The organism is Paracoccus sp. SM22M-07 (assembly GCF_001887735.1).
In the GTDB taxonomy this organism is placed as follows: Bacteria; Pseudomonadota; Alphaproteobacteria; order Rhodobacterales; family Rhodobacteraceae; genus Paracoccus.
Genome location: NZ_JPKW01000001.1, coordinates 181,677 through 205,893 on the forward strand (window position 1 = coordinate 181,677; position 24,217 = coordinate 205,893).

The 24,217-nt window shown below is 65.2% G+C and carries 27 protein-coding genes; 12 read left to right on the plus strand and 15 right to left on the minus strand.

Translation table 11 applies throughout. From position 1 onward, the window contains the following. Nucleotides 1-10 precede the first annotated feature (10 nt). The 5 genes from IE00_RS00960 to IE00_RS00980 all read right to left on the minus strand — a co-directional run bounded on the left by IE00_RS00960 (nt 11) and on the right by IE00_RS00980 (nt 3,598). Nucleotides 11-1,534: a phage major capsid protein gene (locus IE00_RS00960; RefSeq protein ID WP_072295185.1), complete on the minus strand. Its 1,524-nt coding sequence runs from the start codon at nt 1,532-1,534 to the stop codon at nt 11-13. Continuing rightward, nucleotides 1,531-1,923 (minus strand): hypothetical protein, encoded by a 393-nt coding sequence (locus tag IE00_RS00965; protein WP_072295186.1) that lies wholly within the window; start codon nt 1,921-1,923, stop codon nt 1,531-1,533. The genes IE00_RS00960 and IE00_RS00965 overlap by 4 nt, the downstream gene beginning before the upstream one ends. After that, nucleotides 1,910-2,107 (minus strand): hypothetical protein, encoded by a 198-nt coding sequence (locus IE00_RS00970; protein WP_072295187.1) that lies wholly within the window; start codon nt 2,105-2,107, stop codon nt 1,910-1,912. The genes IE00_RS00965 and IE00_RS00970 overlap by 14 nt, the downstream gene beginning before the upstream one ends. Then, entirely contained in the window at nt 2,104-3,285 is a 1,182-nt protein-coding gene (locus IE00_RS00975; protein WP_083553956.1) for a phage portal protein, read from the minus strand. Before IE00_RS00975 ends, IE00_RS00970 begins: the two co-directional genes overlap by 4 nt. A gap of 61 nt (nt 3,286-3,346) precedes the next feature. Beyond that, nucleotides 3,347-3,598, minus strand: a complete 252-nt coding sequence (locus IE00_RS00980; protein ID WP_072295623.1) for a hypothetical protein — start codon at nt 3,596-3,598, stop codon at nt 3,347-3,349. Between the two features lie 187 nt (nt 3,599-3,785). On the opposite strand from IE00_RS00980, the gene IE00_RS19645 reads away from it, so the two are divergent. Beyond that, nucleotides 3,786-4,007: a hypothetical protein gene (locus IE00_RS19645; protein ID WP_139291272.1), complete on the plus strand. Its 222-nt coding sequence runs from the start codon at nt 3,786-3,788 to the stop codon at nt 4,005-4,007. 37 nt (nt 4,008-4,044) lie between these two features. On the opposite strand, the gene IE00_RS00985 is transcribed toward IE00_RS19645, so the two are convergent. Next, nucleotides 4,045-4,356: a hypothetical protein gene (locus tag IE00_RS00985; protein WP_072295189.1), complete on the minus strand. Its 312-nt coding sequence runs from the start codon at nt 4,354-4,356 to the stop codon at nt 4,045-4,047. Between the two features lie 134 nt (nt 4,357-4,490). Then, nucleotides 4,491-5,018, minus strand: a complete 528-nt coding sequence (locus IE00_RS00990; protein WP_072295190.1) for a hypothetical protein — start codon at nt 5,016-5,018, stop codon at nt 4,491-4,493. Nucleotides 5,019-5,252: 234 nt separating this feature from the next. On the opposite strand from IE00_RS00990, the gene IE00_RS00995 reads away from it, so the two are divergent. The 6 genes from IE00_RS00995 (at nt 5,253) to IE00_RS01020 (ending at nt 9,034) form a co-directional block, all read left to right on the plus strand. Next, nucleotides 5,253-5,735: an SspB family protein gene (locus IE00_RS00995; protein WP_072295191.1), complete on the plus strand. Its 483-nt coding sequence runs from the start codon at nt 5,253-5,255 to the stop codon at nt 5,733-5,735. A gap of 25 nt (nt 5,736-5,760) precedes the next feature. After that, nucleotides 5,761-6,645 (plus strand): dihydrodipicolinate synthase family protein, encoded by an 885-nt coding sequence (locus IE00_RS01000; protein WP_072295192.1) that lies wholly within the window; start codon nt 5,761-5,763, stop codon nt 6,643-6,645. 95 nt (nt 6,646-6,740) lie between these two features. Continuing rightward, nucleotides 6,741-8,135, plus strand: a complete 1,395-nt coding sequence (fumC, locus tag IE00_RS01005) for a class II fumarate hydratase (RefSeq protein WP_072295193.1) — start codon at nt 6,741-6,743, stop codon at nt 8,133-8,135. A gap of 54 nt (nt 8,136-8,189) precedes the next feature. Beyond that, complete coding sequence (locus tag IE00_RS01010; RefSeq protein ID WP_072295194.1) at nt 8,190-8,366, plus strand: DUF4169 family protein; 177 nt, start codon at nt 8,190-8,192, stop codon at nt 8,364-8,366. Beyond that, nucleotides 8,359-8,595, plus strand: coding sequence for a ribbon-helix-helix domain-containing protein (locus IE00_RS01015; protein ID WP_083553957.1), 237 nt, complete (start codon nt 8,359-8,361; stop codon nt 8,593-8,595). Before IE00_RS01010 ends, IE00_RS01015 begins: the two co-directional genes overlap by 8 nt. Nucleotides 8,596-8,599: 4 nt before the next feature. Beyond that, entirely contained in the window at nt 8,600-9,034 is a 435-nt protein-coding gene (locus IE00_RS01020) for a thioesterase family protein (protein ID WP_072295195.1), read from the plus strand. Here the strand turns inward: IE00_RS01020 and IE00_RS01025 are convergent. The 3 genes from IE00_RS01025 to IE00_RS01035 form a co-directional block, all read right to left on the minus strand. Then, nucleotides 9,031-10,659 carry a long-chain fatty acid--CoA ligase gene (locus tag IE00_RS01025; protein ID WP_072295196.1) on the minus strand — a complete coding sequence of 543 codons (1,629 nt, stop codon included), beginning with the start codon at nt 10,657-10,659 and terminating at the stop codon, nt 9,031-9,033. The genes IE00_RS01020 and IE00_RS01025 overlap by 4 nt on opposite strands. A 105-nt stretch (nt 10,660-10,764) precedes the next feature. Next, a complete protein-coding gene (locus IE00_RS01030) occupies nt 10,765-11,148 on the minus strand; it encodes a PaaI family thioesterase (protein WP_072295197.1) in 384 nt (127 codons plus the stop codon). 120 nt (nt 11,149-11,268) lie between these two features. Continuing rightward, nucleotides 11,269-12,132, minus strand: coding sequence for an NAD(P)-dependent oxidoreductase (locus tag IE00_RS01035; RefSeq protein ID WP_072295198.1), 864 nt, complete (start codon nt 12,130-12,132; stop codon nt 11,269-11,271). A gap of 138 nt (nt 12,133-12,270) precedes the next feature. Between IE00_RS01035 and IE00_RS01040 the strand changes: the two genes are divergently transcribed. Continuing rightward, nucleotides 12,271-14,673 carry a penicillin acylase family protein gene (locus IE00_RS01040; protein WP_072295199.1) on the plus strand — a complete coding sequence of 801 codons (2,403 nt, stop codon included), beginning with the start codon at nt 12,271-12,273 and terminating at the stop codon, nt 14,671-14,673. A gap of 53 nt (nt 14,674-14,726) precedes the next feature. Here IE00_RS01040 and lpdA read toward each other — a convergent pair whose 3' ends face one another. The 3 genes from lpdA to queA form a co-directional block, all read right to left on the minus strand. Continuing rightward, complete coding sequence (lpdA, locus tag IE00_RS01045) at nt 14,727-16,121, minus strand: dihydrolipoyl dehydrogenase (protein WP_072295200.1); 1,395 nt, start codon at nt 16,119-16,121, stop codon at nt 14,727-14,729. 64 nt (nt 16,122-16,185) lie between these two features. Further along, complete coding sequence (locus IE00_RS01050; protein WP_072295201.1) at nt 16,186-17,466, minus strand: MFS transporter; 1,281 nt, start codon at nt 17,464-17,466, stop codon at nt 16,186-16,188. 85 nt (nt 17,467-17,551) lie between these two features. Continuing rightward, nucleotides 17,552-18,598 (minus strand): tRNA preQ1(34) S-adenosylmethionine ribosyltransferase-isomerase QueA, encoded by a 1,047-nt coding sequence (queA, locus tag IE00_RS01055; protein ID WP_072295202.1) that lies wholly within the window; start codon nt 18,596-18,598, stop codon nt 17,552-17,554. A gap of 118 nt (nt 18,599-18,716) precedes the next feature. Here queA and IE00_RS01060 point away from each other — a divergent pair, with 118 nt between their 5' ends. Both IE00_RS01060 and bfr read left to right on the plus strand, forming a co-directional pair. Further along, on the plus strand, nt 18,717-19,010 hold the full coding sequence (locus tag IE00_RS01060; protein ID WP_072295203.1) for a bacterioferritin-associated ferredoxin: 294 nt from the start codon (nt 18,717-18,719) through the stop codon (nt 19,008-19,010). Then, nucleotides 18,958-19,443, plus strand: coding sequence for a bacterioferritin (gene bfr, locus IE00_RS01065; RefSeq protein WP_072295204.1), 486 nt, complete (start codon nt 18,958-18,960; stop codon nt 19,441-19,443). Before IE00_RS01060 ends, bfr begins: the two co-directional genes overlap by 53 nt. A gap of 25 nt (nt 19,444-19,468) precedes the next feature. Here the strand turns inward: bfr and IE00_RS01070 are convergent, their stop codons facing one another. After that, nucleotides 19,469-20,143 (minus strand): HAD-IA family hydrolase, encoded by a 675-nt coding sequence (locus IE00_RS01070; RefSeq protein WP_072295205.1) that lies wholly within the window; start codon nt 20,141-20,143, stop codon nt 19,469-19,471. Between the two features lie 114 nt (nt 20,144-20,257). On the opposite strand from IE00_RS01070, the gene glmU reads away from it, so the two are divergent. Continuing rightward, entirely contained in the window at nt 20,258-21,601 is a 1,344-nt protein-coding gene (glmU, locus tag IE00_RS01075; RefSeq protein ID WP_072295206.1) for a bifunctional UDP-N-acetylglucosamine diphosphorylase/glucosamine-1-phosphate N-acetyltransferase GlmU, read from the plus strand. 1 nt (nt 21,602) lies between these two features. Beyond that, a complete protein-coding gene (gene glmS / locus IE00_RS01080) occupies nt 21,603-23,420 on the plus strand; it encodes a glutamine--fructose-6-phosphate transaminase (isomerizing) (RefSeq protein ID WP_072295207.1) in 1,818 nt (605 codons plus the stop codon). A gap of 31 nt (nt 23,421-23,451) precedes the next feature. Here the strand turns inward: glmS and IE00_RS01085 are convergent, their stop codons facing one another. Beyond that, the gene (locus IE00_RS01085; RefSeq protein ID WP_072295208.1) at nt 23,452-24,165 is read right to left on the minus strand and encodes a tRNA (guanosine(46)-N(7))-methyltransferase TrmB; all 714 of its coding nucleotides are present in this window, start codon (nt 24,163-24,165) and stop codon (nt 23,452-23,454) included. Between the last annotated feature and the right edge of the window lie 52 nt (nt 24,166-24,217).

Sequence of the window (24,217 nt, forward strand, 5' to 3'; positions counted from 1 at the left end):
TCATTGCTCCTTAGCTGGTCGCCATCTTGAGTTTGCGGAAGCGGGCCGGTTGCAGCACGGCACCACCGACGCGACGGGTCGCGTGCAGGCGGGTGATGCGTTCACGGGCGCGGCTGTAGGGATCGACCAGGACCGACATGCTCAGGCGGTCCACGATGCGATAAGCCTGGAAGTCGCCGTAAACGATCGGGTGCTGGTTCGAAGCGACGTCTTCCAGATCCACCATCTCGATCACCGGACGGCCAAGGATGGTTTCGGGCTGGCCCACCTGGATGGACGGCTGCCAGATGTATTGGCCTTGGCCATCCTTCAGGGTGCGAAGAACGCCCAGGGTGGTGCCGTTCATCGCCCATGCACCACGATTGCGATAAGCCGCAGGCAGGGAATACATCAGCTTGATCATCGCATCCGCCGACAGGTTGCTGGCGTGGCCGTTGGCAACTTCGGGGATGGCCGGATTGACCATGATGCCTTCGGGCTGATTGACGCCGGTGCCCCACAGGAACGCCTCAGCCTCTTTCTTGCCGAAGTCCTCGGCCAAGGCGGCGCGCACTTCGGTTTCGGCCTGGGGGGCGTCCTGCAGCAGGCGGTTCGAGATATCCACGAAGGTCGCCAGTTCGTGAACCTCGACCTCGCGCTGGCCGAACGTCAGCGTGCTTTCGTCATGGGGCTGCATCTCGCCAACCCAATTGGCGTTCGTGATATCGCCACGGGTCGGATAGATCACGCTGTCGGCTTGGGTGCCGCGCACGCTGGCATATTGGCGGATCGGGCTGAACTCGATCAGATCGCGGATGATCTCGGTGGACATTTCCGGGGGGGCCAGAAAGCCGCCCTGCGTGTCGCTGGACAGGTTCAGCGCCTTGCGGTCTTCGTCGGGCATCCGGTCGCCGTCGCGCAGATAGGTGGCGAATGCCTTGCGCTCGGCGGTGGCCTCGGCCTTGGTGTCGGTCGTGCCCTGGGGGCGGTTGGCCTTGGCTTCCAGCTGATCCAGGCGGGCCAGCAGCGCCGAATTGTCGGCCTTCTGTTCGATCGCCGTCATCTTGGCTTCGAGGGCCTCGATATCCAGCGTCTTGGTGTCGTCGGTCATGGCAAGTTCCTTTGAGGATGTGATGCGCGCGCCGGGATGCGCAGGCACCGCGACAAGCGAGATTTCCAGAAGATCGAGGGCAGCGATGTTGCGACCACCGCCCGCGCGCGGTGCCGCCTTCTTGGTGGTGAAGCCGATCGACAGACCGCCCACGGCCTTGGCGCGGATCAGGGCTTGCAGCTCACGCGCACGGGTCACGCCCTCGACCAGAAGCCGCCCCTTCACATGCAGGCCGTCTTCGCCTTCGGTGATTTCGTCCCAGACCCCCACCGCATCGCGCTGGTCATGGAAGGCCAGCATCGGGATCGGGGGCAGACTCTTGGCGAATGCGCCTTTCTCGATCACGTCGCCCACGCGGTCAGGGGTGCCGAAGGGCCACGCGATGCCCTCGACCGTGCCGCTGTCGTCAACCGTGATGGCGGCCTTGAACTCGATCTGACTCATGCGCGCTCACCCTTGAAAGCCGCACGGTCAGCCGCGAAGGCATCCACCTGCGCTTGCACCCATTGGCCGCCCTTCAGCAGACGAAGGACATTGGCGTGATTGAACGGAAGCGGCTTGCCATCTTCGAGGATGTGCCAACCCAGCACGCAGCGGGCCAGGTTGTTCAGACGGGCTTTTTCGGCATCCGCCGCACTGACCCGCCCATCGTGATCTGACATCTCGGCCAGTTCATCGGTAAGGGCCAGCCGCGCCCGGTGCTGCGTGGCGCTGTCAGGGCCAGCGATGCGCAGCGTGATACCGCAGGGCTTGCCGGTTAACGGATCGACCAGCTCGAAGTCGCGCCCCCGGTCCTGATCTTGCGCGTCGGCCAGGATGTCATTCAGCTGCATGGATGACCTCGATCTCGGTGCCTTGATCAACGAAGATCACGGGAACGCCGGGAAAGGCCGCTTCAACCTGGCTTCGGATGCCGCTGCGATCGGGGCGAGTGAGCATGCCCAGCTTGACCACCACGGCCAGCGGCTTGCCAGCGTTCGGGATCGTCTTGGTGCTGTCGATTGCATCAGGGTTCATTGGTCGGGTTCTCCAGTTGCGGGGACGGCGCTGATGTTGGGGTTCAAGAACTGGTCACCGCCGTCGCGGGGCGACAGACCAAGCCAATCTCGGCCCTCGTTCGGGTTGATGGTCTGGCTGGCAATGAGGCTGTTGATGACCGTGGCGCGGGTTGCCAGATCGGCGCGGGTCAGGTCGTCACGATCGAACCGCACAGCGAAGCGGCCACGCTCGGCATCGGTGAACAGCGCCCGGTTCAGCGCGCCCTCCAGCGCCCGCAGCCACGGCTCCAGGCAATAGCTCAGGAACTCGCGGCCCATCTGTTCGGTGTTGCTCCAGGTCGCCCGGTCCAACTCGAACAGCATCGAAGGCGGCACGCGGAAGGCGCGGGCGATTTCGAGGATCTGGAACTTGCGGTTCTCCAGGAACTGCGCGTCGGTCGAGGTAAAGGCGAACGCTTCGAACTCGGCACCATCGTAAAGGATCGCCGTTCGGCCTTGCCCGTCACCGCCTTCATGGGTCGCACGCCACGCGGCACGGGCCTTTTTCACGGAGTCCTCGGACATGGACTTGGGGAACTTCAAAGCCCCGCCAGGACGCGCGCCATTGGTGAACAGGTTGGACGCATGGCGGTCCAGCATCATCGCCGTGCCGATTGCCTCACGGGCCAGCGACAGGGGAGATTTGCCGAACGGACCGCGCAGGTGGATGACGTTCTGAGCAGCCTCGGCCTTGCCGTTGATGGTGTAGCTGGGTTCGCGCGTCATGGCGTCATAGGTCGCCTGGATCGCGCCGGGGGCCATCTGGATCACCTCGAAGGGCTTGCCGTTCAGCCGGTTCACCCAGGCCAGCCCGCCTTCGTCGCGGACCAGTGCCGCAGCGGTCAGATCACGGATGAAATCGAAAGAGGAAGTCCAGCCGTTCGCCTGCCCGGTCAGGATGCCATGCGCCGGGTGGTCGATCGCAGGCTTGGCGATGCCGCTCTGGATCTCGACCACGCCAATGTCGAGCGTGGCAGCGGCTTCTGAAATGGCCCGGATCGCAGCACCCACGGCGGGAACATGCAGGGCGGTCCCCTCTCCGACCATCACGCCCGAAGCGGTCGTGGTCGCCCCGAATAGCGCCATCAGGTCGGCATCGGGATAAGCGAGGCTCTTGGCTTCGGTCTTGGTGCGGCGAAAGAGTGACAGCATTTTCATCCTGCCACCTTACCGCGCGCGCGGGGGCGTTAGTCAGCTAGCAAACCCTTGAAAGTCATCGCTATTCCGGGGTCTTGCCGCGCTGCCAATCCCGCAATTCGGACAGGAAGGCGAAGTAGTTCCCTGCGCCAACAGGCCGGTGGATCGGCACCGCAGGATTGCGTGCCCAACGCCGTGCCGTGTCGATGCTCACGCCCAGGGCATCCGCGATCATGGGCAGGCCCCACAGCTTGCCGGACGGGGGCGGCGTCAGCACCGCGTCGAGCCGCCAGCGATCCAGAGGGGGTGCATCGTTCATGTCGTTCTCACGCATGTTGAAAATCTCCAATTCGGGCCGATCTTGTGCGCTGCTCCCCGCGCCGGTCCCCGCCATAAGGCGAAAGTTCAGGACCACCCCCGGTCGCATAATAATTGGAACCGTCGCGGATTTTGGCGCTGTCTACCTTGCCGGATTGCGTTTCCGTGCTCATCTTCTGGACGATATTGAAGGAGATTAGATTGTGACTGAATTGGAAGAAATGATGAATGCCTACCGTAAAAGAGTTTACGAAGAACACGACGACAGAAAGGCAGGCGGGGCATTTATTCCTCAAAAGGTTGATGCCGCCTTGGGAGAACTGTTCGGAAAGCTTCTTGGACAAACCGCTCATGAACAAATGGAAGCGCAAAGTGTGCTGGGACAATTTTTTGAGAAGCGGTTGTTCCCAAACGGATGCCCGTAGACCTGCAACAGCTCTGAGGGCAAATGTTGAAGTTGACCTATTCATCGGCCACCTCGAAGCCGGTCAGCGCGACGTAGGCCATTGCCACCCTGCGAGTGACAGCACGCCCCAGCGCAGGGTCGGCAAGGTGAATGCGGACGTTGTCGCCGCGATGCGTCTTGCCGATCGGACCATGCGCGGTGACGATGCCGGTATTCTTCTCGGTCAACACGCATCCGCAGACTTTCAGGCCACTTATCCACAGGTCAAACACAGCCAACAGACGATTACCGATCTTATTCGGCTCTGAGTTGATGATGTGGAGGTTGTGGATGGTGAAATCGGGGACTGCCGTAGGATTAGTCGTCATAGTCGTCAGCCTTTCAAAGCTATGGGGTAGTGGTAGTTAAGGATGTCCCGTTTTTGGGGACTGGTAGGGTGCTGAAACGGGTGGTTTTCGTCCCAGTTTTGGGGACGGCTCGTCCCAATTTTGGGGACTGGTAGTCACCTTTTCGTCCCGTTTATGGGGACGACACGTCCCGTTTTTGGGGACGGGAAATTGTTTTTTGACTCGTCGCTCAATATCCCGTTGCGGCCCGTGGGATTGCAGGGCGCGTGCGCACGGACTGCGTAGTCATGCCCTTTCTCCCAGTGCAGATAGAGCTTCTTGCCCGAGTGATCGTCCTGCCCAGGCAGCGCCAGTTCGGTGATCTCGTAGGTCGGGGCCGCCCCTTTGCCTTCGGTGCCCATACGCCCATGCTGGGTCAGCAGCAGAAAGCCCTTGGCTTGGAGGTCATGGAAGGCCCGCGCAGCCGTCTTGGCATTGCAGCCCAGCCGATCAGCAGCCACGCGCACTGGCAGGCTGATCTTGCCGTTGTTGTTCGCCTTCGGTCCCTTCCACTCGAACTTCAGCCACGGGTAGAGTGCTTGCGCAGTCGTGGACAGAGCGGCCCATGCGGGTGCCTCCATCGTGCTGCGCAGCATCTTGGTCCAGTGCTCTTGCCGTTCTTCGTTCTTGCGATCGCGTCCCATCAGCACCCCCTGTCCGCAAGGCGGTCTGAAAGTGTTTTACAGTCGCTGCCGACGTTCTGGACCCGTTCACGGTTTTGGCGCATTTCGCTGGAAAACGGTTCCTCTTTAAGTTCAATGCCGAAGCCCGAATGGGACAAAATCCTGCACCTCATTCCCCCCTCATTTCCCGACACGCCCCCCTTTTCATCGTCCGCCATATCCCTATGCTTGGCGCGCAAGATGAAAGGTTGAACCATGGCGCGGTCTGAATTGGATTACGGTGGAATGATGCATCGCGCGATGCAGGGGCTGATTGCCGAAGTGTTGCGCAAGGTCGGACGCGACGGCCTGCCGGGCGACCATCATTTCTTCATCACCTTCGATACCCGCGACGACGGCGTCGAGATGGCCGACTGGCTGCGCGAACGCTATCCCGAGGAGATGACCATCGTCGTCCAGAACTGGTTCGACAACCTGACCGTCGCCGACGATCATTTCACCATCACGCTGAACTTCGGCAATTCCCCCGAACCGCTGCACATCCCCTTTGATGCGCTGCGCACCTTCGTCGACCCGTCGGTCGAATTCGGCCTGCGCTTCGAGACGCAGGACGGCGAGGACGAGGATGAGGATGCCGAAGTCGATGCCGATTTCGACCTGAACGCCGAGGATGACGGCGACGACACCCCCCCTTCGGGCGGCGGAGAGGTCGTCAGCCTGGATCGCTGGCGCAAGTGACCGCATCAGGGAAAGGACCGGGACAATGACCGCGATGCATGGACTGTCCGCCTTTCCCATCACCCCCACCGATGATGACGGAAATCCGATCGCTTCCGAACTGGCAGGGTTGATCGACCGGCTGGACCGCGCCGGCGTGGACAGCATCGGCATCCTGGGTTCGACCGGCGGCTATGCCTATCTGACGCCGGATCAGAGGATGCGAACCGCCGACATCGCGCTGGACGCGGCGCAGGTGCCAGTCATCGTGGGCGTCGGTGCGCTGCGCAGCGAGGTATCGGCGCGGCTGGCCCGCCATGCCGCCGATGCGGGCGCGGCGGGGCTGCTGCTGGCGCCCATGTCCTATACTCCCCTGACCGAGGACGAGGTCGCTGGACATTTCCAGACCGTCGCGGCGGCGTCGGACTTGCCGATCTGCATCTACAACAACCCCTCGACCACGCATTTCACCTTCAGCCCGGCCCTGCTGGCGCGTCTGGCGACCCTGCCGCAGGTGAGGGCCGTCAAGATGCCCCTGCCTGCGGATGGCGATTTCGCGGGCCAGATCGCAGGGCTACGTGCCGAGCTGCCGCAGGGCTTCGCCATCGGTTACAGCGGCGACTGGCGCTGCGCCGACGCCTTGCTGGCGGGCGCGGATGCGTGGTTCAGCGTCGCGGCGGGGTTGTGGCCGGAACAGTCGCTGATGCTGGCCCGAGCGGCGATGGCCGGCGATCGGGCGCTGACCGCCGAATGGCAGGCCCGGTTCCAGCCGCTGTGGGACCTGTTCATGGCGCATGGCAGCCTGCGCGTCGTCTTTGCCGCCGCCCGCATCATGGGCCTGACGACCGCCCTGCCCCCGCGGCCGCTGCTGCCGTTGCCCCATGACCTGACCCCGCGCATCAAGGCCGCCATCACCGCGCTGGAGGGTTGATGACGCCATGTTGGCGTTAGCATACCGTTGCATACCAATTGCGAATCCGGGTCGGCGCCGCTACAACCCGCCTGAAACCGTGAGGGAGCGACCCGATGACCAAGACCCGTACCGAAACCGACAGCTTTGGCCCGCTGGACGTCGATGCGTCGAAATACTGGGGCGCTCAGACACAGCGGTCCATCATCAATTTCCCGATTGGCTGGGAATGCCAGCCCGTCGCCATCATCCGCGCGCTTGGCGCGATCAAGCTGGCCGCCGCCCGCGTGAACCGCGCCAATGGCGATCTGCCCGCCGATCTGGCCGATGCCATGGAACAGGCCGCGACCGAGGTGTTCCAGGGCAAGTTCGACGACAACTTCCCGCTGGTCGTCTGGCAGACGGGTTCGGGCACCCAGTCGAACATGAACGCCAACGAGGTGATCAGCAACCGCGCGATCGAGATCATGGGCGGAGAGATGGGCAGCAAGAAGCCCGTCCACCCCAACGACCATTGCAACATGGGCCAGTCGTCGAACGACACCTTCCCGACGGCGATGCATGTGGGCATCGGCATGATGGCGCGCGACGTGCTGCTGCCGGGGCTGGACAAGCTGGCCGCCGCGTTGGAGGCCAAGTCGGAAGAATTCAAGGACATCATCAAGATCGGCCGCACCCACACCCAGGATGCGACGCCCCTGACGCTTGGGCAGGAATTCGGCGGCTATGCCCACCAGGTCCGCAAGGGGATCGAACGGGTCAAGGCCTGCCTGCCCGACATCTATGAACTGGCGCAGGGCGGCACCGCCGTCGGCACCGGCCTGAACACCAAGAAGGGCTGGGACACCGCCATCGCCGCGGAAATCGCCAAGATCACCGATCTGCCCTTCGTCACCGCCCCGAACAAGTTCGAGGCCCTGGCCGCCCATGACGCGATGGTCATGTTCTCGGGCGCGCTGAAGACGGTGGCGGCGTCGCTGTTCAAGATCGCCAACGACATGCGCCTGCTGGGATCGGGCCCGCGTTCGGGCCTGGGCGAATTGATCCTGCCGGAAAACGAACCCGGTTCGTCGATCATGCCGGGCAAGGTGAACCCCACCCAGGCCGAGGCGCTGACCATGGTCTGCGCCCATGTCATGGGCAATGACGCGGCCATCGGTTTCGCGGGCTCGCAGGGGCATTTCGAACTGAACGTCTATAACCCGATGATGTCCTATAACCTGATGCAGTCGATGCAGCTTCTGGGCGATGCGGCGGGCAGCTTTACCGACAACATGGTCGTGGGCACCAAGGCCAATGTCGAACGCATCGAAAAGCTGATGAAGGAATCGCTGATGCTGGTCACGGCGCTGGCCCCCACCATCGGCTATGACAACGCCACCAAGGTCGCCAAGACCGCGCATAAGAACGGCACCACGCTGCGCGAGGAGGCGATCAACCTGGGCTTCGTCGATGGTGAAACCTTCGACCGCGTCGTACGCCCCGAAGACATGATCAGCCCCAAGGGCTGATCGCCGACCCGGGCGGGGCCGCAAGGTCCCGCCCTTTTTGCGAAAGGCACCGCCATGGTCCGCGTCATCAACCTGCGCACCGCCCGCAAGCAGCGCGACCGCGACCAGAAGCGGTCCGAAGCCGATGCCAGCGCCGCCAGACACGGCGAGGCAAAGCCCCTGCGCGACCTGCGCAAGGCCAATGCCGAAAACGACGCCGCCCGCCTGGACGGGCACAAGCGCGATGATTGACCTGCCGCCCATGTCGCAACCGGCCAAGCGCTCGGTGACGATCGACGGGCACCGGACCTCGGTCTCGCTCGAGGATCCGTTCTGGCGGCTGCTGACCGCCGAGGCCGCGTCGCGCGACATGACCCGTGCGGCGCTGATCGGTCAGATCGACCATGCCCGCCCCCCCGATGTCGGGCTGGCCACCGCCCTGCGGCTGTTCGTGCTGCATTGCCTGACGACCAAGGATTGACCCCATGCAGGACCCCGCCCGCCACCGCGACGCCTATGCCGTCTTCCAGCCCATGCAGACACGTTGGCGCGACAACGACCAGTTCGGCCACATGTACAACGCCACCTATCTGGAGCTGTTCGACGAGGCGATGAACATGTCGCTGATCGACCGGGGGTTCCTTGACCACGCATCCGGGGCGCCGATCATGGTGGTGGTCGAAAATGGCTGTCAGTTCCTGCGCGAGGTCGCCTATCCCGACCGCCTGACCATCGGCCTGCGCGTGGCTCATATCGGCCGCAGCTCGACCCGGTTCGAGATGGGGATGTTCCGCGCCGATGACGATGTCGAATCGGCGCGGTCGCATTTCGTCATGGTCACCGTCGACAGCGCGACCCGCCGCCCCGTCGCCATTCCCGACGATCAGCGCGCCGCGCTGGAGACCATGCGCAAGTCCTAGCGCAGGTCCGGCAGGACGTGGTCCTTGAACCGTTCGCGCAGGGTCAGCTTGCTGATCTTGCCGGTGGCGGTCAGGGGCATCTCCTCGACATAGACGACGTCGTCGGGGAATTGCCAGCGCGCCAGATGCGTTTCCAGCGTGGTGCAGATCTCCTCCAGCGTGGGGCGTGCATCGCCCGCGCATTTCACCACCATCAACGGGCGTTCGTCCCATTTGGGATGCGGCATGGCGATCACCGCGCATTGCGCGATGCCCGGATGCGCCAAGGCCAGGTTCTCCACGTCGATCGAGCTGATCCATTCCCCGCCCGACTTGATCAGGTCCTTGGCCCGGTCGCGCAAGGTCAGCGTGCTGTCGGGCGCGATCGAGGCGATGTCGCCCGTCCCGAACCAGCCGTCCTTGTCGATGGCCTTGGCGCTGGCATCGGGGTTCTTGTAATAGCCGGCGGCGACCGTGCTGCCGCGCACATACAGTTCACCCATCGCCTTGCCGTCATGGGGCTGGCGGGTGCCGTCATCGCCAATGATCTTCATCTCGACGCCGAAGACGCGCCGCCCTTGGGTCTGCTTCAGGTCCATGCGGCGATCGAAGGGCAGGTCCCGCTTGTCCGCGCTCAGCGATCCCTGGCTGCCCAGAGGCGAAGTTTCGGTCATCCCCCAGGCGTGGTTCACGTCGATGCCCAGCTTTTCGAAGCCTTCGGTCAGGCTGCGCGGCATGGCGCTGCCGCCGACGACGATATGGCGCAGCGCCTCGGGTTTGGCGCCGCGGGCCTTCATTTCGGCGTAAAGACCCTGCCAGATGGTGGGCACGCCCCAGGCGCTCTGGACGCCCTCGGACTGGCACAGGTCCCACAGGCTGGCCCCGTCCAGATGCGGCCCCGGCATGACCAGGCTGGCCCCGATCAGCGGCGCGGTGAAGGGCAGGCCCCAGGCATTGACGTGAAACAGCGGCACCACGGGCAGGATGCGCGGCTGGATGCCCAGATCCGGCCCCAGCACGGCCGCCGTCGCCAGCGAATGCAGCATGTTCGAACGGTGCGAATAGAGCGTCCCCTTGGGATCGCCCGTCGTCCCCGATGTATAGCACAGCCCCGAGGCCGTGGTTTCGGGGAATTCCGGCCATTCGCGATCCGTCGCCCGTCCCTCCAGCAGGTCTTCATAGCACAGGGCATCAAGGCCGTTTTCGGGCATATGCGCGCGGTCGGTCATGATGACGAAGCGCATCGTCGGCAGCTGGTCCTTCAGCTTTTCCAACAGCGGCACGAAGGTCAGGTCGGTGAACAGCATGCCGTCGCCCGCGTGATGGGCGATGAAGCACATCTGTTCGGGCGACAGGCGCGGATTGATCGTGTGGCAGACCGCCCCGATGGCCGGCACGGCGTGATAGATTTCCAGGTGGCGGTGCCCGTTCCAGGCCAGCGTCGCGACCCGGTCGCCCATGCCGATGCCCAGATCCTGCAGGGCCAGCGACAGTTGCACGGCGCGGGCGCGGGTCTGGGCCCATCCCTGCCGGTGCAGATCACCCTCGACCCGGCGCGAGACGATCTCGGAATTGGGGAAACTCTCCGCAGCGAAATCCAGCAGGCTGCTCTGCAGCAGCGGGCGGTTCATCATCAGGCCGTCCATGGGCGTCTCCTCCTTCGTCCTCGGGACGCATGATGGCGGGAATGACGCGCGGTGCAACCCGCCAAAGCGGGCTGCCACCGTGAATGCCGCAGGGTCAGGCAGCCATCAGGCGGCGCTGATATGGGTCGAGGTCAGGTCCAGAAGCACGCGGTCATCCTGATCGCGTACCTCGGTCCGCACGGTCGACAGGCGCCGCCCGCGCTTGACCCAACGCGCGGTGGCCGTCAGCACGCCGTCACGACGGTTGGCCAGCAGCTGACCGTTCAGCGTCACGGCGACGGGAAAGCTGTCCATGCCCTCGCGGACCTGTTCGCCGCCCAAGACAAGGTTCGTGGCGATGACGTCGGCAAACCAGATCAGGGCGCCTGCGTGGATGGTGCCAAAGGGGTTCAGGATGCCCGCCTGCACCTGCATCTCGCCCTCGGCCTCGGTGTCGCTGACACCGATGATGTCGAACTGGATCTGTCCTGATAGGCTGCGTTCCGCCATGTCGGCTCTCCTTCTCATGCGGTTGGGGCCTTTGCGCTGGAAACAACGCCCGGCACGGGGGGGGCGGTTCGCCTTGGTCGCGCGAAATTGCACGGATCGGGGCGAACCGGGCAATCGGCCCTACCCCAGCCGCGCGATCAGCGCCGAGGTGTCCCAGCGTCCGCCACCCATCTTCTGGACATCCTTGTAGAACTGATCGACCAGCGCCGTCACCGGCAGCGAGGCCCCGATCTGGTCTCCCGTCGCCAGGCAGATGCCCAGATCCTTGCGCATCCAGTCGACGGCGAAACCGTGGTCGAACTTGCCCTCATCCATGGTCTTGTGGCGGTTGACCATCTGCCAGCTGCCCGCAGCGCCCTGGCTGATGACCTCGACCACCTGCGACACGTCCAGCCCCGCCTTCTGCGCGAAGGCCAGCGATTCCGACAGACCCTGCACCAGCCCGGCAATGGCGATCTGGTTGCACATCTTGGTCATCTGCCCCGCGCCCACATCGCCCATCAGGCGGCAGATCTTGGCATAGGCGTCGATCACCGGCGCGGCGCGGTCGAAATCGTCCCGCGCGCCGCCGCACATGACCGACAGCTGGCCGTTTTCGGCCCCCGCCTGCCCGCCCGAGACCGGCGCGTCGACATAGCCGATCCCGGCCTTGGCGGCCTCTTCGGCCAGTTCGCGCGTCACCTGGGCCGAGACCGTGGTGTGATCGACAAAGACCGCGCCTTTCAACATGCCCGCAAAGGCGCCGTCGGGGCCAAGGCAGACCTGGCGCAGGTCGTCGTCATTGCCCACGCAGGCCATCACGAAATCGGCACCTTCGGCGGCCTGGCGGGGCGTGGGCTGGTGCCGACCGTCGTGATCGCGGGCCCAACGGTCCGCCTTGTCGGCGGTGCGGTTATAGACCGTCACCTGATGCCCAGCACGGGCCAGGTGACCCGCCATCGGGTATCCCATCACGCCCAATCCCAGAAACGCCGTTCGTGCCACGCTGTCCTCCTGTCGCGGTGATGCAGATGGCCCCGGCGCGTTGAACTGGCCGCTGACCTGTCTTATGCAGCACACCATCACCCACGCGCGCCGGGGTCAACCCGCGCCGCGCCGCCCTGCCCAAGGAACCGCCCCCGCATGCTGACCATGTTCCGCTGGCTTCTCAGGCTGACTGTCGCGTTGATCGTATTGCTGGTCCTGACCGTCACCCTGATCTGGTATTTCGCCATCCGGTCGCTGCCCGATTACGACGCCTCCTACCGGGTCGAGGGGATCACCGCCCCGGTCGAGATCGTCCGATCGACCGAGGACGTGCCCCATATCTTCGGCCAGAACGACCAGGACGTGTTCTTTGCCCTGGGGCTGGCCCATGCGCAGGACCGGCTGTTCCAGATGACCCTGCTGCGCCGCGCGGCCCAGGGCCGCCTGTCCGAGGTTCACGGCGCGCGCGCCCTGGGGGCCGACGACCTGGTGCGCCGCCTGAGGCTTTACCGCAACGCGCAGGCCTCGCTTCAGTCGCAGGACGATGCCACCAAGGCCGCCCTGTCGGCCTATGCCGAAGGGGTGAACCAGTGGATCCGCATCGTCAATGACGGCGCGATGGGGCGTGGCGCGCCGGAATTCTTCCTGTTCCCCGACACCATCTCTTATTGGCAGCCCGCCGATTCGCTGGCCATCCTGAAGCTGATCGCCGCCAGCAGCAGCGATGCCGCCCAGTCCGAGATCCTGCGCGCCCGCCTGTCCCTGGCCTGGCCCGAGCATGGCCCCGAGGTGGTTTCGGCCAATCCCCTGCCCTCCTATGCCTCGCTGTTTCCCGGTGCGCGGCTTGGCACGCCCGAACGGCGCGGCCAGCAGGGGGCCGATCACCCGCTTGGCTTTCTGCATCCCGGCATGGTGCTGGGCGGCAATGCCTTTGCTGCCGATCCCGACCGCACGGCGGCGGGGGGAACGCTGCTGGCGAATGACCTGCATGCAGGGCTGACGGCGCCCTCGCTCTATTACCTGGCGCGGGTGCAGCTGGCCTCGGGGGACGTGATCGGCGCGACCATCCCCGGCATGCCGCTGGTCCTGTCGGGGCGGTCCGCCAAGCTGTCATGGGCGGTGACCCCCACCGCCATCGACGATGCCGACATCGCCATCGAGGAGGTGCAGCCCGGCAATTCCGACCGCTATCGCGGGCCGCAGGGCTGGACGCCGTTTCAGACCCGGACCGAGGTGATCCGCGTGCTGGACGGCCCCGCCCGCACGATCACCCTGCGCGACACCCAGAACGGGCCTGTCGTGCCCTTGCTGGATGGCGGGCTGCGGGATGTGACACCGATGGGGCATGTGCCCTCGCTGCGCTGGACGGGCCTGTCGCGGCAGGACACCACCATGTCGGCGCTGATGGGCATGATGCGGTCCCAATCCCCCGATGATGCGGCGCGTGCGCTGTCGGGCGTCGTGGCCCCAGCCATCAACGTGACGCTGGCCGATCAGAAACGCGTCTCGCACGTCATGGCGGGCGCCTTGCCCACCCGCAGCCCCGATCACCCCACGGGCGGCGCGCTGCCCAGCCCCGGCTGGCTGCCCGATACGGCCTGGCAGGGGGCCACATCGCTGGCAGGGGTGGCCCAGGAACCCGATACCGGCGTGTCGTTCAGCACCGAGGAACCGCAGGGCGACCAAGTCCGTCTGGCGCGGCTGGAACGGCTGATGGATGACCGCGAGGTTCATTCCCGCGACAGCTTCATTGCCGCCCAGCTGGACATCGTCAGCCCGGTCGCGCGTCGGCTGCTGCCGCTGGTGGGGGCCGATCTGTGGTTCACGGGCGAACCCGCGGCGCCGGGCACGACGAACCGTCAGCGCCAGGACGCGCTGTCGCTGCTGGCGGAATGGGACGGCGCCATGAGCGAGCACCTGCCCGAGCCGGTGATCTATACCGCCTGGATGGCCGCCCTGCAGGACCGGCTGATCCGCGACCGGATCGGACCGCTGACCGACGACATCACCCGCATCCAGCCCGCCTTCATCGAGGCGGTCTATCGCAACCGCAACGGCGCCTCGCGCTGGTGCGACATCGCCCAAAGCGCCCCGGTCGAGGATTGCACCACCATCGCGCGCCAAGCGCTGGACCGCGCCATCCTGGACCTGACCGACCTCTTCGGGCCGGACGTGACAAGCTGGCGGTGGGGCGATCTGCATCAGGCGACCCATGTGCATCCGGGCCTGGGCGACCTGCCCGCGCTTGGCTGGATCATGAACATCCGGCAGACCATTTCGGGCGGGGATTTCACCATTGCGCAAAGCGGCCTTCTGGGCGACGGCAGCGATCCCTTCCGCGCCGAAGGCGGAGCGGGGTATCGCGGCGTCTATGACCTGGCCGATCCCGACAGTTCGGTCTTCATCGTGTCGACAGGGCAATCGGGGCACCCGCTGTCGCGCCATTACGACGACCTGTCGGGCCTGTGGCGGCGCGGCGAATATATCGGCATGTCGCTGGACCCGCAGCTGGCCCGCGCCGCCGCCGCCGGCGTCACCCACCTGACACCCGAACCCTGACATGCGAAACGGGGGGCCAAGGCCCCCCGTTCACGTCATCGATCCCGGAGGGATCAGAAGTGGATGGCCCGCCCATAGGCGTCCAGCACGGATTCGTGCATCATCTCGGACAGGGTCGGATGCGGGAAGACGGTTTCCATCAGATCCTGTTCGGTCGATTCCAGCTGGCGGCCGATCACATAACCCTGGATCAGTTCGGTCACCTCGGCGCCGACCATATGCGCACCCAGCAACTCGCCGGTCTTGGCGTCGAAGATGGTCTTGACCATGCCTTCGGGTTCGCCAAGCGCGATGGCCTTGCCGTTGCCGATGAAGGGGAAGCGGCCGACCTTGATGTCCAGCCCGGCTTCCTTGGCCTTCGCCTCGGTCAGGCCCACGGACGCGACCTGCGGGTTGCAATAGGTGCAGCCCGCGATGCTGCCCGGCTTGATCGGGTGGGGATGCTTGCCCGCCACCAGTTCGGCCACCATGACGCCTTCGTGGCTGGCCTTGTGGGCAAGCCAGGGCGCGCCCGCCAGATCGCCGATGGCATAGACGCCCTCGACCCCGGTGCGGCAATATTCGTCGGTGACGACATGGGTGCGGTCGACCTTGATCCCGGCCTCTTCCAGACCCAGACCTTCGGTGTTGCCGACGATGCCGACAGCGGAAATCACCGTGTCGAATTCCATCGTCTGGGTCTTGCCGCCGGTCTCGATATGGGCGGTGACGGTGTCGCCCTTGCGGTCCAGCTTCTTGACGCTGGCCTTTTCCATGATCGTCATGCCCTGCTTGACGAACTGCTTCTTGGCAAAGGCGCTGATCTCGGCATCCTCGACAGGCAGGACGCGGTCCATGACCTCGACCACGGTGGTGTCGGCGCCCAGCGTGTTGAAGAAGCTGGCGAATTCGATGCCGATGGCGCCCGATCCGATGACCAGCAGCTTTTTCGGCATATGCGGGGGGTTCAGTGCATGCTTGTAGTTCCAGACCAGCTTGCCATCGGGTTCCAGCCCCGGCAGTTCGCGGGCCCGCGCCCCGGTCGCCAGGATGATCGACTTGGCGGTCAGTTCCTCGGTGCCCTTGTCGGTCTTGACGGTGACCTTGCCTTTGCCGGACAGGGTCGCATCGCCCATGATGGTCGTGACCTTGTTCTTCTTGAACAGGTGCCCGATGCCGCCCGACAGCTGCTTGGCAACGCCGCGCGACCGTTTCACGACGGCAGGCAGGTCATAGCCGATCTTGTCCGCGGACAGACCGAAATCCTTGGCGCGCTTCATCAGATGGAAGACCTCGGCGCTGCGCAGCATGGCCTTCGTGGGGATGCATCCCCAGTTGAGGCAGATGCCGCCCAGATGCTCACGCTCGACGCAGGCCACCTTCAGCCCAAGCTGCGCGCCGCGGATCGCGGCGACATAACCGCCCGGTCCGGCGCCAATCACCACCATATCGAAATTCTGGGCCATCATGTCCCCCGGCTGACTAAGAATAGTTCAGCGTTAAACCATTTGCCGCAAGGCGGCAAGCCGGGGGTCAGTCGCGCGGGTCGCCCGCCGGGGGCGGTGCATCCGGGGATGCGTCGTTGTCGGATTGCGCCTCGTCCAGCACCGCCTCGACCGCGATGGTCGTGGCGGTGGTGTTGATGACGGCAAAGCTGCCCTGTTCGTCGGGGGTCAGCGCACGGCGCTGCGTCGAACGCCAGCCGGCATAGACCGTCAGGGCCAGCAACAGGACGCCCATATAGACCCAGTATCCGTCCGGCCCCATCATGCCCATCAGCCAACCCGTAATGACCGGACCGCCCATCGAGCCCAGCCCGAAGATGAACAGCAGCCCCGCCGAGGCCGCCGCCATGTCCGACTGGTCCAGATAGTCGTTGGTATAGGCCAGCAGCAGCGCATAGATCGGGTTCGCCATGCCGCCCATCACCGCGCCCGCGACGATCAGGCCCCATGTGCCGGGCTGCAGCGCGACGACCACCAGCGACACAAAGCCCCCCGCCGCCGCCAGCATCAGCACCAGACGGCGCCGATCGTAACGGTCGGAAATCCAGCCGATCGGGTATTGCAGCACCAGGCCGCCCGCATAGATCGCCGCCACGAAGATCGAGATCTGCGCCACCGACAGCCCGATCACCGCCCCCCAGACCGATGACATCCCCGACAGCGACGCCAGCACCCCACCCATCAGGAAGATGCCCACGCAGCCCAGCGGCGATGCGCGGTACAGGTCGCCAAAGGACATCCGCTTGATCGTCTCGAACTGGGGCGCGGGCTGGGCCGACAGCAGGATCGGTGTGAAGGCCAGCGACACCAGCACCGACGGGATGATGAACAGCAGGTAACCTGCCGGATCACCCACGTTCAGCAACGCCTGCGCCACCACGATGCCCAGCAGCTGCACGATCATATAGAGCGACAGCGCCTGCCCGCGGTTTTCGTTCGTGGACCCCGCGTTCAGCCAGCTTTCGGCCGAGACATAGACCCCGCAGAAACAGTAACCCAACAGGAAGCGCAGCACCGTCCAGCTGATCCAGTGCGGCTCGACCGCGTAAAGGACCAGCGCCGCCGAAATCAGCGACCCCAGCGCCGCGAAGACCCGCACATGGCCGACATTCTTGATCAGCGCGGGCACCGTCAGGCTGCCCAGCAGAAAACCACCGTAATAGCCGGCCATGACGATGGACATCTGGAAGGTCGGAATGCCCTCGATGCCGCCACGGATACCCAGCAGCGTGCCCTGCATGCCGTTGCCGACCATCAGCAACAGGATGCCCAGAAGCAGGGGCCAGGTGGTGCGCAACACCGAAATCATCACGGGTCTCGTTCGTCAGGGGTGGGGACAGGTCGAGACGCTGCCCTAGTCTGCCGCAGCCCATGATACCAGCAGGAAAGCGACCTTACGGGATCAGCAATGACGCATCGCCATAGCTGAAGAAACGATACCCCCCTGCGACCGCATGTCCATAGATGGTCTTGATTTTTTCCGGACCCATCAGGGCTGAAACCAGCATCATCAGCGTGGATTTGGGCAGGTGGAAGTTCGTCATCAGCGCATCGGTCACCCGGAAGTGATGGCCGGGATAGATGAAGATGTCGGTCGTGCCCCGGAAGGGCGCGACGACGCCGTCGCCGGTCGCGGCCGATTCGATCAGCCGCAGCGCGGTGGTACCCACCGGGATGACGCGGCGGCCTTCGGCCTTGGCGCGGGTGATGGCCGCGGCGGCATCCGCGCTGACCTCGCCCCATTCGGCATGCATGCGGTGGGTGGTCACGTCCTCGACCTTGACGGGCAGGAAGGTGCCTGCCCCTACATGCAGCGTGACATGGACGAATTCCACGCCGCGCGCCGTCAGCCCCGCCAGCAGGTCGTCGTCGAAATGCAGGCTGGCCGTGGGGGCCGCGACCGCGCCCTTGTTGGCCGCCCAGACGGTCTGGTAATCCTGATGATCCTGCGCATCGGGCGCCCGCAGCGAGGCGATGTAGGGCGGCAGCGGCATCGCCCCCACCCGTGCCAGCGCCGCATCGAAGGCATCGCCCGTCGCATCGAAGACCAGCCGCAATTCGCCTTCGGCGATCTGGGCCACGGTGGCGGACAGATCGTCGCCAAAGCGGATCACCTCGCCCTGGCGCAGCTTGCGCAAGGGTTTGGCCAGCGCGCGCCAGCCCTCCGAGGCAGGCTCCAGCAGCGTCACCTCGATCTTGGCGCTGACATCGCCCTGGGGCGTCGACCGGTGACGCGTGCCGGTCAGGCGGGCGGGAATGACCTTGGTGTCGTTCAGCACCAGCACATCGCCCGGTCCCAGGATGTCGGGCAGGTCGCTGACGCGCCGGTCGGCAATGTCATCGCCCTGCGCCAACAGCAGGCGTGCGGAACTGCGCGGCTTGGCGGGCCGCGTGGCGATCAGGTGTTCGGGCAGGTCGAAATCGAAATCGGACAGTTTCATGCAGGGGCTTCTGCGACGACGCGCACAATCCGTCAAGCGCCCGTGATGTCCCACCAAAATCGTCGGTCTTTACATGCCCTACCAATTCGGTCAGATTACCGCTCGACAGGAGGCCCGCATGATCGTCTGCCAATGCACCGGAATTTCGGATCGCGATATCACCGCCGCCATCGACTGGATGCGCGCAGCGGACCCCGAAACGATCATCACGCCTGGCAAGATTTATCACGCCTTGGGAAAACGCGCCGATTGCGGAGGCTGCATGCCTCTGTTTCTGGACACGATGCGACGCTGCGATAAGGTGGGGGTCGCCCCGCCGATTTTGCGGGCCGGAACAGACAGCAGGAAGGAAAACCCCGATGAAGGGCGACGCCAAGGTCATCGACTATCTGAACGCCGCACTGCGGTCTGAACTGACGGCGGTCAGCCAGTATTGGCTGCATTACCGGCTGCAGGAAGACTGGGGTTTCGGGCGCATCGCCGAAAAATCGCGCGCCGAGTCGATCGAGGAGATGAACCACGCCGATCGGCTGATCCAGCGGATCATCTTTCTGGAAGGGCATCCCAACCTGCAGAAACTGGACCCGCTGCGCATCGGTCAGGACCTCAAGGAAACGCTGGAATCGGATCTGGCCGGGGAACATGACGCGCGCAACCTTTATATCGAGGCGCGCGATCACTGCGACAGCGTCGGCGATTACGTCAGCAAGGTCCTGTTCGAGGAACTGATCGCGGATGAGGAAGGCCATATCGACTTCCTCGAAACGCAGCTGTCGCTCTATGACACGATCGGCGCCCAGAATTTCGGCATGCTGAACGCAAAGCCCGCCCCGGACGCCGAATAGATTAGGCCACGCGGGCCCGCGCCCCTCAGGCCAGCCAGTCGCGGGCCAGGTCGGGCAGATCGTCGAAATGGTTCAGCAGGGCTTCGGGGGCCAGGCGGGAAATCGCCTCGCCCTCGGGTCCGAACGCCACTAGCGCCACCTTGACCCCCGCCGCCGCCGCCGTCTTGCGGTCGGTTTCCGTGTCCCCCACCAGGAAGGATGCCGCGACCTGGCCCCCTGCCCGCTCGACCGCGAGCTGATAAGGGCGCGGATCGGGCTTGCGCACCGGCAGCGTGTCGGCGGCGATCATCGCGCCAAAGCGGTCGCGGATGCCCAGTTCCCGCAGCAGGCTCTCGGCCAGGGCGCCCGGCTTGTTGGTGCAGATGGCCAGCCGAAGTCCCTGGTCGTCCAGCCGGTCCAGCGCTTGCAGAACGCCGGGATACAGCCGCGTATGCACCGCGATGCTGTCGCCGTAATGGCCCAGCAGGCTGTGGTAATCCTGATCCTCGGCCCCGGGCGGCAGCAGGCTGTCGGCGGGCATCCGGTCATATCCCGCGCGCAGCATCGCCTTGCCGCCATGGAACGCGATCAGCGCGTCATCCACGGGATGCAGCAGGTCGCCCAGGCCCCGGGCGCGGAAACAGGCATTGGCCGCCGCGATCAGATCCCCCGATGTATCCGCCAAAGTCCCGTCCAGATCGAAGACCACCGTGCCCGCCATGCTATCCCCTTACGAAATGTTCCGAAAACAAAGGTGAATGCGCCGGGTCTTTCCAGCGCCCCCCCACCCGATTAGAACGCGAGCGAACGAATGCAAACAGACGATGAGGGCGGAATGGCGGAAAATGCAGTAGCGGTGGTGATCCTGGCCGCAGGTCAGGGCAGCCGGATGCAATCGGACCTGCCCAAGGTTCTGCACCGCCTTGGCGGCGTCCCGCTGTTCGGCCACGCGCTGGCCGCCGCGCGCAGCCTAGAACCCGAACAGGTAATCGTCGTCACCGGCCATGGCAGCGACCGCGTCACCAAGGCGCTGTCCAAACTGGACCCCGAGGCCCGCACCGTCCTGCAGGAAGAACAGCTGGGCACAGGCCATGCCGTCCGCCAGACCCTGCCCGAGCTTGAGGGCTTCGAGGGCAAGGTGGTCGTCCTTTACGGCGACACCCCCTTCATCGGCGAAGACACCCTGGCCGCCATCGCCAGCCATACCAGCGACCTGGTCGTGCTGGGCTTCGAGGCCGCCGACCCGGGCCGCTATGGACGCCTGATCGTCACCGACCGGGGTCTGGAACGGATCGTCGAATTCAAGGATGCGGATGCCGCCACCCGCGACATCGCGCTGTGCAATTCCGGCGTCATGGCGCTGGATGCCAGCCTGCTGCGCCAGCTGATCGGCAAGCTGACGAACGACAACGCTTCGGGGGAATATTACCTGACCGACCTGGTGGCGCTGGCCCGCGCCGAAGGGCGGCGCGCCGATGTCGTCATCTGCGACGAGGAAGAAACCCTGGGCATCAACACCCGCGCCGAACTGGCGCAGGCCGAACGCACCTTCCAGGCCCGCGCCCGCGCCCGCGCGCTGGAGGATGGCGTCACCCTGACCGATCCCGACAGCGTCTGGTTCGCACTGGACACCTTCATCGGGCGCGACGCCATCATCGGCCCGAACGTCGTCTTCGGTCCCGGCGTCACCATCGAATCCGAGGCCGAGATCCTGCCCTTTTGCCATCTGGAGGGCTGCCATGTGTCGTCCGGTGCCACGGTCGGCCCCTTTGCCCGCCTGCGCCCCGGCGCGGAACTGGGCGGCGACGTGCATGTCGGCAATTTCGTCGAGATCAAGAACGCGGTGCTGGACGAAGGCGTCAAGGTCGGCCACCTGACCTATCTGGGCGATGCCCATATCGGCGAGGCCACGAATATCGGCGCGGGCACCATCACCTGCAACTATGACGGCGTGATGAAGCACCGGACCGAGATCGGTGCCCGCGCCTTCATCGGCAGCGACACGATGCTGGTCGCGCCCGTGCGGGTCGGCGACGATGCCATGACCGGGTCGGGTTCGGTCATCACGCAGGACGTGCCGGACGGCGCGCTGGCCATCGGCCGCGCCCGCCAGGCCAACAAGCCCGGCTTTGCAACCCGCCTGATGGCCGCCCTGCGCGCCAAGAAAGAGGCCAAATAACATGTGCGGAATCATCGGCATCCTGGGACATAACGAAGTGTCACCGCAACTGGTGGACGGGCTGCGGCGGCTGGAATATCGCGGCTATGACAGCGCGGGGGTCGCCACGGTCGATGCCAGCGGGCGGTTGGATCGCCGCCGCGCGGTGGGCAAGCTGGTCAACCTGTCGGACAAGCTGGTCCACGAACCCCTGACCGGCCATTCGGGCATCGGCCACACCCGGTGGGCCACCCATGGCGCCGCGACCGAGGAGAACGCCCACCCCCACCAGTCGGGCCGCGTGGCCGTCGTCCATAACGGCATCATCGAAAATTTCCGCGACCTGCGCGCCGATCTGGCGGAACTGGGCATCCAGCCGCAATCCCAGACCGACACCGAAACCGTGGCGCTTTGGACGGCGCATTGCATGGATCAGGGCATGTCGCCGGTCGATGCCGCCCGCGCCACGCTGGCCCGCCTTCAGGGCGCCTTCGCGCTGGCCTTCCTGTTCGACGGTGAAGGCGACCTGATGGTTGCCGCCCGCAAGGGCAGCCCCCTGGCCATCGGTCACGGTGACGGCCAGATGTTCGTGGGATCTGACGCGGTGGCGCTGGCCCCCTATACCGACCGCATCACCTATCTGGAGGATGGCGACCATGCCGTCCTGACCCGCGCCGGTGCCCGGATCTTTGACGCCGAGGGCCATCAGACGCAGCGCCCGCAATCGCGCATCGATGTCGGTGCCACGGCCATCGACAAGGGCGGCTATCGCCACTTCATGGCCAAGGAAATCGCCGAACAGCCCGTCGTCATCGGCGATGTGCTGAACCACTACGTCAAGGGCGACCGGATCGTGCTGCCCGAGGGCCTGGATTTCCGCGACATCGACCGCATTTCCCTGGTCGGCTGCGGAACGGCGCATCTGGCGGGTCATGTGGCGAAATACTGGTTCGAACAGTTGGCCGGCCTGCCCGTCGATATCGATGTCGCATCCGAATTCCGATACCGCGAGCCGCCGCTGGCTAAAAACAGCTGGTTCATCGCGATCAGCCAGTCGGGCGAAACCGCCGACACGCTGGCGGCGCTGCATTACGCCAAGCCCCATGTCAGCCAGACCATCGGGCTGGTCAATGTCGGCACCTCGGCCATCGCGCGCGACAGCGATTTCGCGCTGCCGACCCTTGCGGGGATCGAGGTCAGCGTCGCCTCCTCCAAGGCCTTCACCTGCCAGCTGGCGGTGCTGGGGGTTCTGGCGTTGAAGGCGGCGCATGACCGGGGCCGGATCGACGATGCGGGGCTTGCCGCCCTTCTGCGCGACCTGCGGTCCATCCCCGGCCTTCTGAGCCAGGCGCTGCAGATGTCCGACGAATGCCGGACCCAGGCCGAATGGCTGTCCCAGGCGCGCGACGTGCTGTATCTGGGGCGCGGTTCGCTTTATCCGGTGGCGCTGGAAGGCGCGCTGAAGCTGAAGGAGCTGAGCTATATCCACGCCGAAGGCTATGCGTCGGGCGAGTTGAAGCACGGGCCCATCGCGCTGATCGACGGCGACGTGCCGGTGGTGGTGCTGGCGCCCTATGACGCGCTGTTCGACAAGACCATCTCCAACATGCAGGAGGTGATGGCCCGTCACGGCCAGATCCTGCTGGTGTCGGATGCCGAAGGCATCAAGGCGGCGGGCGAAGGCGTGACGGCCGCGCTGACCCTGCCCACGGGCGGTGGCGTGTTCCAGCCGATGCTTTATGCGGTGCCGATGCAGTATCTGGCCTATCACACGGCGGTCGCCAAGGGGACGGACGTGGACCAGCCCCGCAACCTGGCGAAATCCGTCACGGTGGAATAAGCGAAAGGCCCGCCATCACGGCGGGCCTTTTTCATCTGCGACGGAAGGTGACGTAATGGGGCGCGCGCCCCTCGCGCAGCGCCTTTTGTTCGTAACGCGTGCTGATCCAGTCGTCCCAGGCCTGATCGGTATCGGCGATCATCTCGAAACCGGCGGGGGGCACTTCCTCGCGCGTCTGTCGGATGTAATCGGGGATGTCGCTGGCCACGCGGAAGATGCCGCCCGGACGCATCACGCGCGCCAGCGGGATCATGTGTTCCGGCGTCACAAAGCGGCGGCGGTGGTGGCGCGCCTTGGGCCAGGGGTCGGGATACATCAGAAAGGCCCGCTCGATGCAGGCATCGGGCAGCACGTCCATCAGGTCGCGCGCATCGCCCGGATGAACGCTGACATTGGTGACGCCCGCGTTGCGGATCTTGCCCAGCAGCATGGCGACGCCGTTGATGAAGGGCTCGCAGCCGATGATCCCCATCTCGGGATAGGTCTTGGCCATGTGGACCATGTGTTCGCCACCGCCGAAACCGACCTCCAGCCAGACGGGGCGGTCGTCACCAAAGATCGCCTGCGGGTCGATCGGCGTGCGGTCGGGGTTTTCCTTGACGGTCACGTTGCGCGGGCGCAGTTCGCCCAGATCCTCGGACAGATAGCCCTTCTGGCTGTGGCGCAGGGTCTTGCCGTTCCGGCGGCCATAGAAATTGCGGCGCGGCGGGTTGGGGTCAAACTCGGATGTGGGTTTATCGCTCATGCAGGGGCAAGTGCCGCAAGCCTGCGTTCCGGTCAAGCCCCGCCGCGATGGG

Excerpts from the sequence above, each read along its gene's own strand:
- IE00_RS01085 (WP_072295208.1), bottom strand. The coding sequence starts at position 24,165 with ATGAGCGATAAACCCACATCCGAGTTTGACCCCAACCCGCCGCGCCGC.
- glmU (WP_072295206.1), top strand. The coding sequence starts at position 20,258 with ATGGCGGAAAATGCAGTAGCGGTGGTGATCCTGGCCGCAGGTCAGGGC.
- IE00_RS01020 (WP_072295195.1), top strand. The coding sequence starts at position 8,600 with ATGCAGGACCCCGCCCGCCACCGCGACGCCTATGCCGTCTTCCAGCCC.
- IE00_RS01040 (WP_072295199.1), top strand. The coding sequence starts at position 12,271 with ATGCTGACCATGTTCCGCTGGCTTCTCAGGCTGACTGTCGCGTTGATC.
- IE00_RS01015 (WP_083553957.1), top strand. The coding sequence starts at position 8,359 with ATGATTGACCTGCCGCCCATGTCGCAACCGGCCAAGCGCTCGGTGACG.
- IE00_RS01000 (WP_072295192.1), top strand. The coding sequence starts at position 5,761 with ATGACCGCGATGCATGGACTGTCCGCCTTTCCCATCACCCCCACCGAT.
- IE00_RS00995 (WP_072295191.1), top strand. The coding sequence starts at position 5,253 with ATGGCGCGGTCTGAATTGGATTACGGTGGAATGATGCATCGCGCGATG.
- IE00_RS00960 (WP_072295185.1), bottom strand. The coding sequence starts at position 1,534 with ATGAGTCAGATCGAGTTCAAGGCCGCCATCACGGTTGACGACAGCGGC.
- IE00_RS01010 (WP_072295194.1), top strand. The coding sequence starts at position 8,190 with ATGGTCCGCGTCATCAACCTGCGCACCGCCCGCAAGCAGCGCGACCGC.
- IE00_RS01030 (WP_072295197.1), bottom strand. The coding sequence starts at position 11,148 with ATGGCGGAACGCAGCCTATCAGGACAGATCCAGTTCGACATCATCGGT.
- lpdA (WP_072295200.1), bottom strand. The coding sequence starts at position 16,121 with ATGATGGCCCAGAATTTCGATATGGTGGTGATTGGCGCCGGACCGGGC.
- IE00_RS00980 (WP_072295623.1), bottom strand. The coding sequence starts at position 3,598 with ATGCGTGAGAACGACATGAACGATGCACCCCCTCTGGATCGCTGGCGG.
- IE00_RS00975 (WP_083553956.1), bottom strand. The coding sequence starts at position 3,285 with ATGAAAATGCTGTCACTCTTTCGCCGCACCAAGACCGAAGCCAAGAGC.
- IE00_RS00970 (WP_072295187.1), bottom strand. The coding sequence starts at position 2,107 with ATGAACCCTGATGCAATCGACAGCACCAAGACGATCCCGAACGCTGGC.
- bfr (WP_072295204.1), top strand. The coding sequence starts at position 18,958 with ATGAAGGGCGACGCCAAGGTCATCGACTATCTGAACGCCGCACTGCGG.
- fumC (WP_072295193.1), top strand. The coding sequence starts at position 6,741 with ATGACCAAGACCCGTACCGAAACCGACAGCTTTGGCCCGCTGGACGTC.
- IE00_RS00990 (WP_072295190.1), bottom strand. The coding sequence starts at position 5,018 with ATGGGACGCGATCGCAAGAACGAAGAACGGCAAGAGCACTGGACCAAG.
- IE00_RS01070 (WP_072295205.1), bottom strand. The coding sequence starts at position 20,143 with ATGGCGGGCACGGTGGTCTTCGATCTGGACGGGACTTTGGCGGATACA.
- glmS (WP_072295207.1), top strand. The coding sequence starts at position 21,603 with ATGTGCGGAATCATCGGCATCCTGGGACATAACGAAGTGTCACCGCAA.
- IE00_RS00985 (WP_072295189.1), bottom strand. The coding sequence starts at position 4,356 with ATGACGACTAATCCTACGGCAGTCCCCGATTTCACCATCCACAACCTC.
- IE00_RS01025 (WP_072295196.1), bottom strand. The coding sequence starts at position 10,659 with ATGGACGGCCTGATGATGAACCGCCCGCTGCTGCAGAGCAGCCTGCTG.
- IE00_RS00965 (WP_072295186.1), bottom strand. The coding sequence starts at position 1,923 with ATGCAGCTGAATGACATCCTGGCCGACGCGCAAGATCAGGACCGGGGG.
- IE00_RS01050 (WP_072295201.1), bottom strand. The coding sequence starts at position 17,466 with ATGATTTCGGTGTTGCGCACCACCTGGCCCCTGCTTCTGGGCATCCTG.
- queA (WP_072295202.1), bottom strand. The coding sequence starts at position 18,598 with ATGAAACTGTCCGATTTCGATTTCGACCTGCCCGAACACCTGATCGCC.
- IE00_RS01060 (WP_072295203.1), top strand. The coding sequence starts at position 18,717 with ATGATCGTCTGCCAATGCACCGGAATTTCGGATCGCGATATCACCGCC.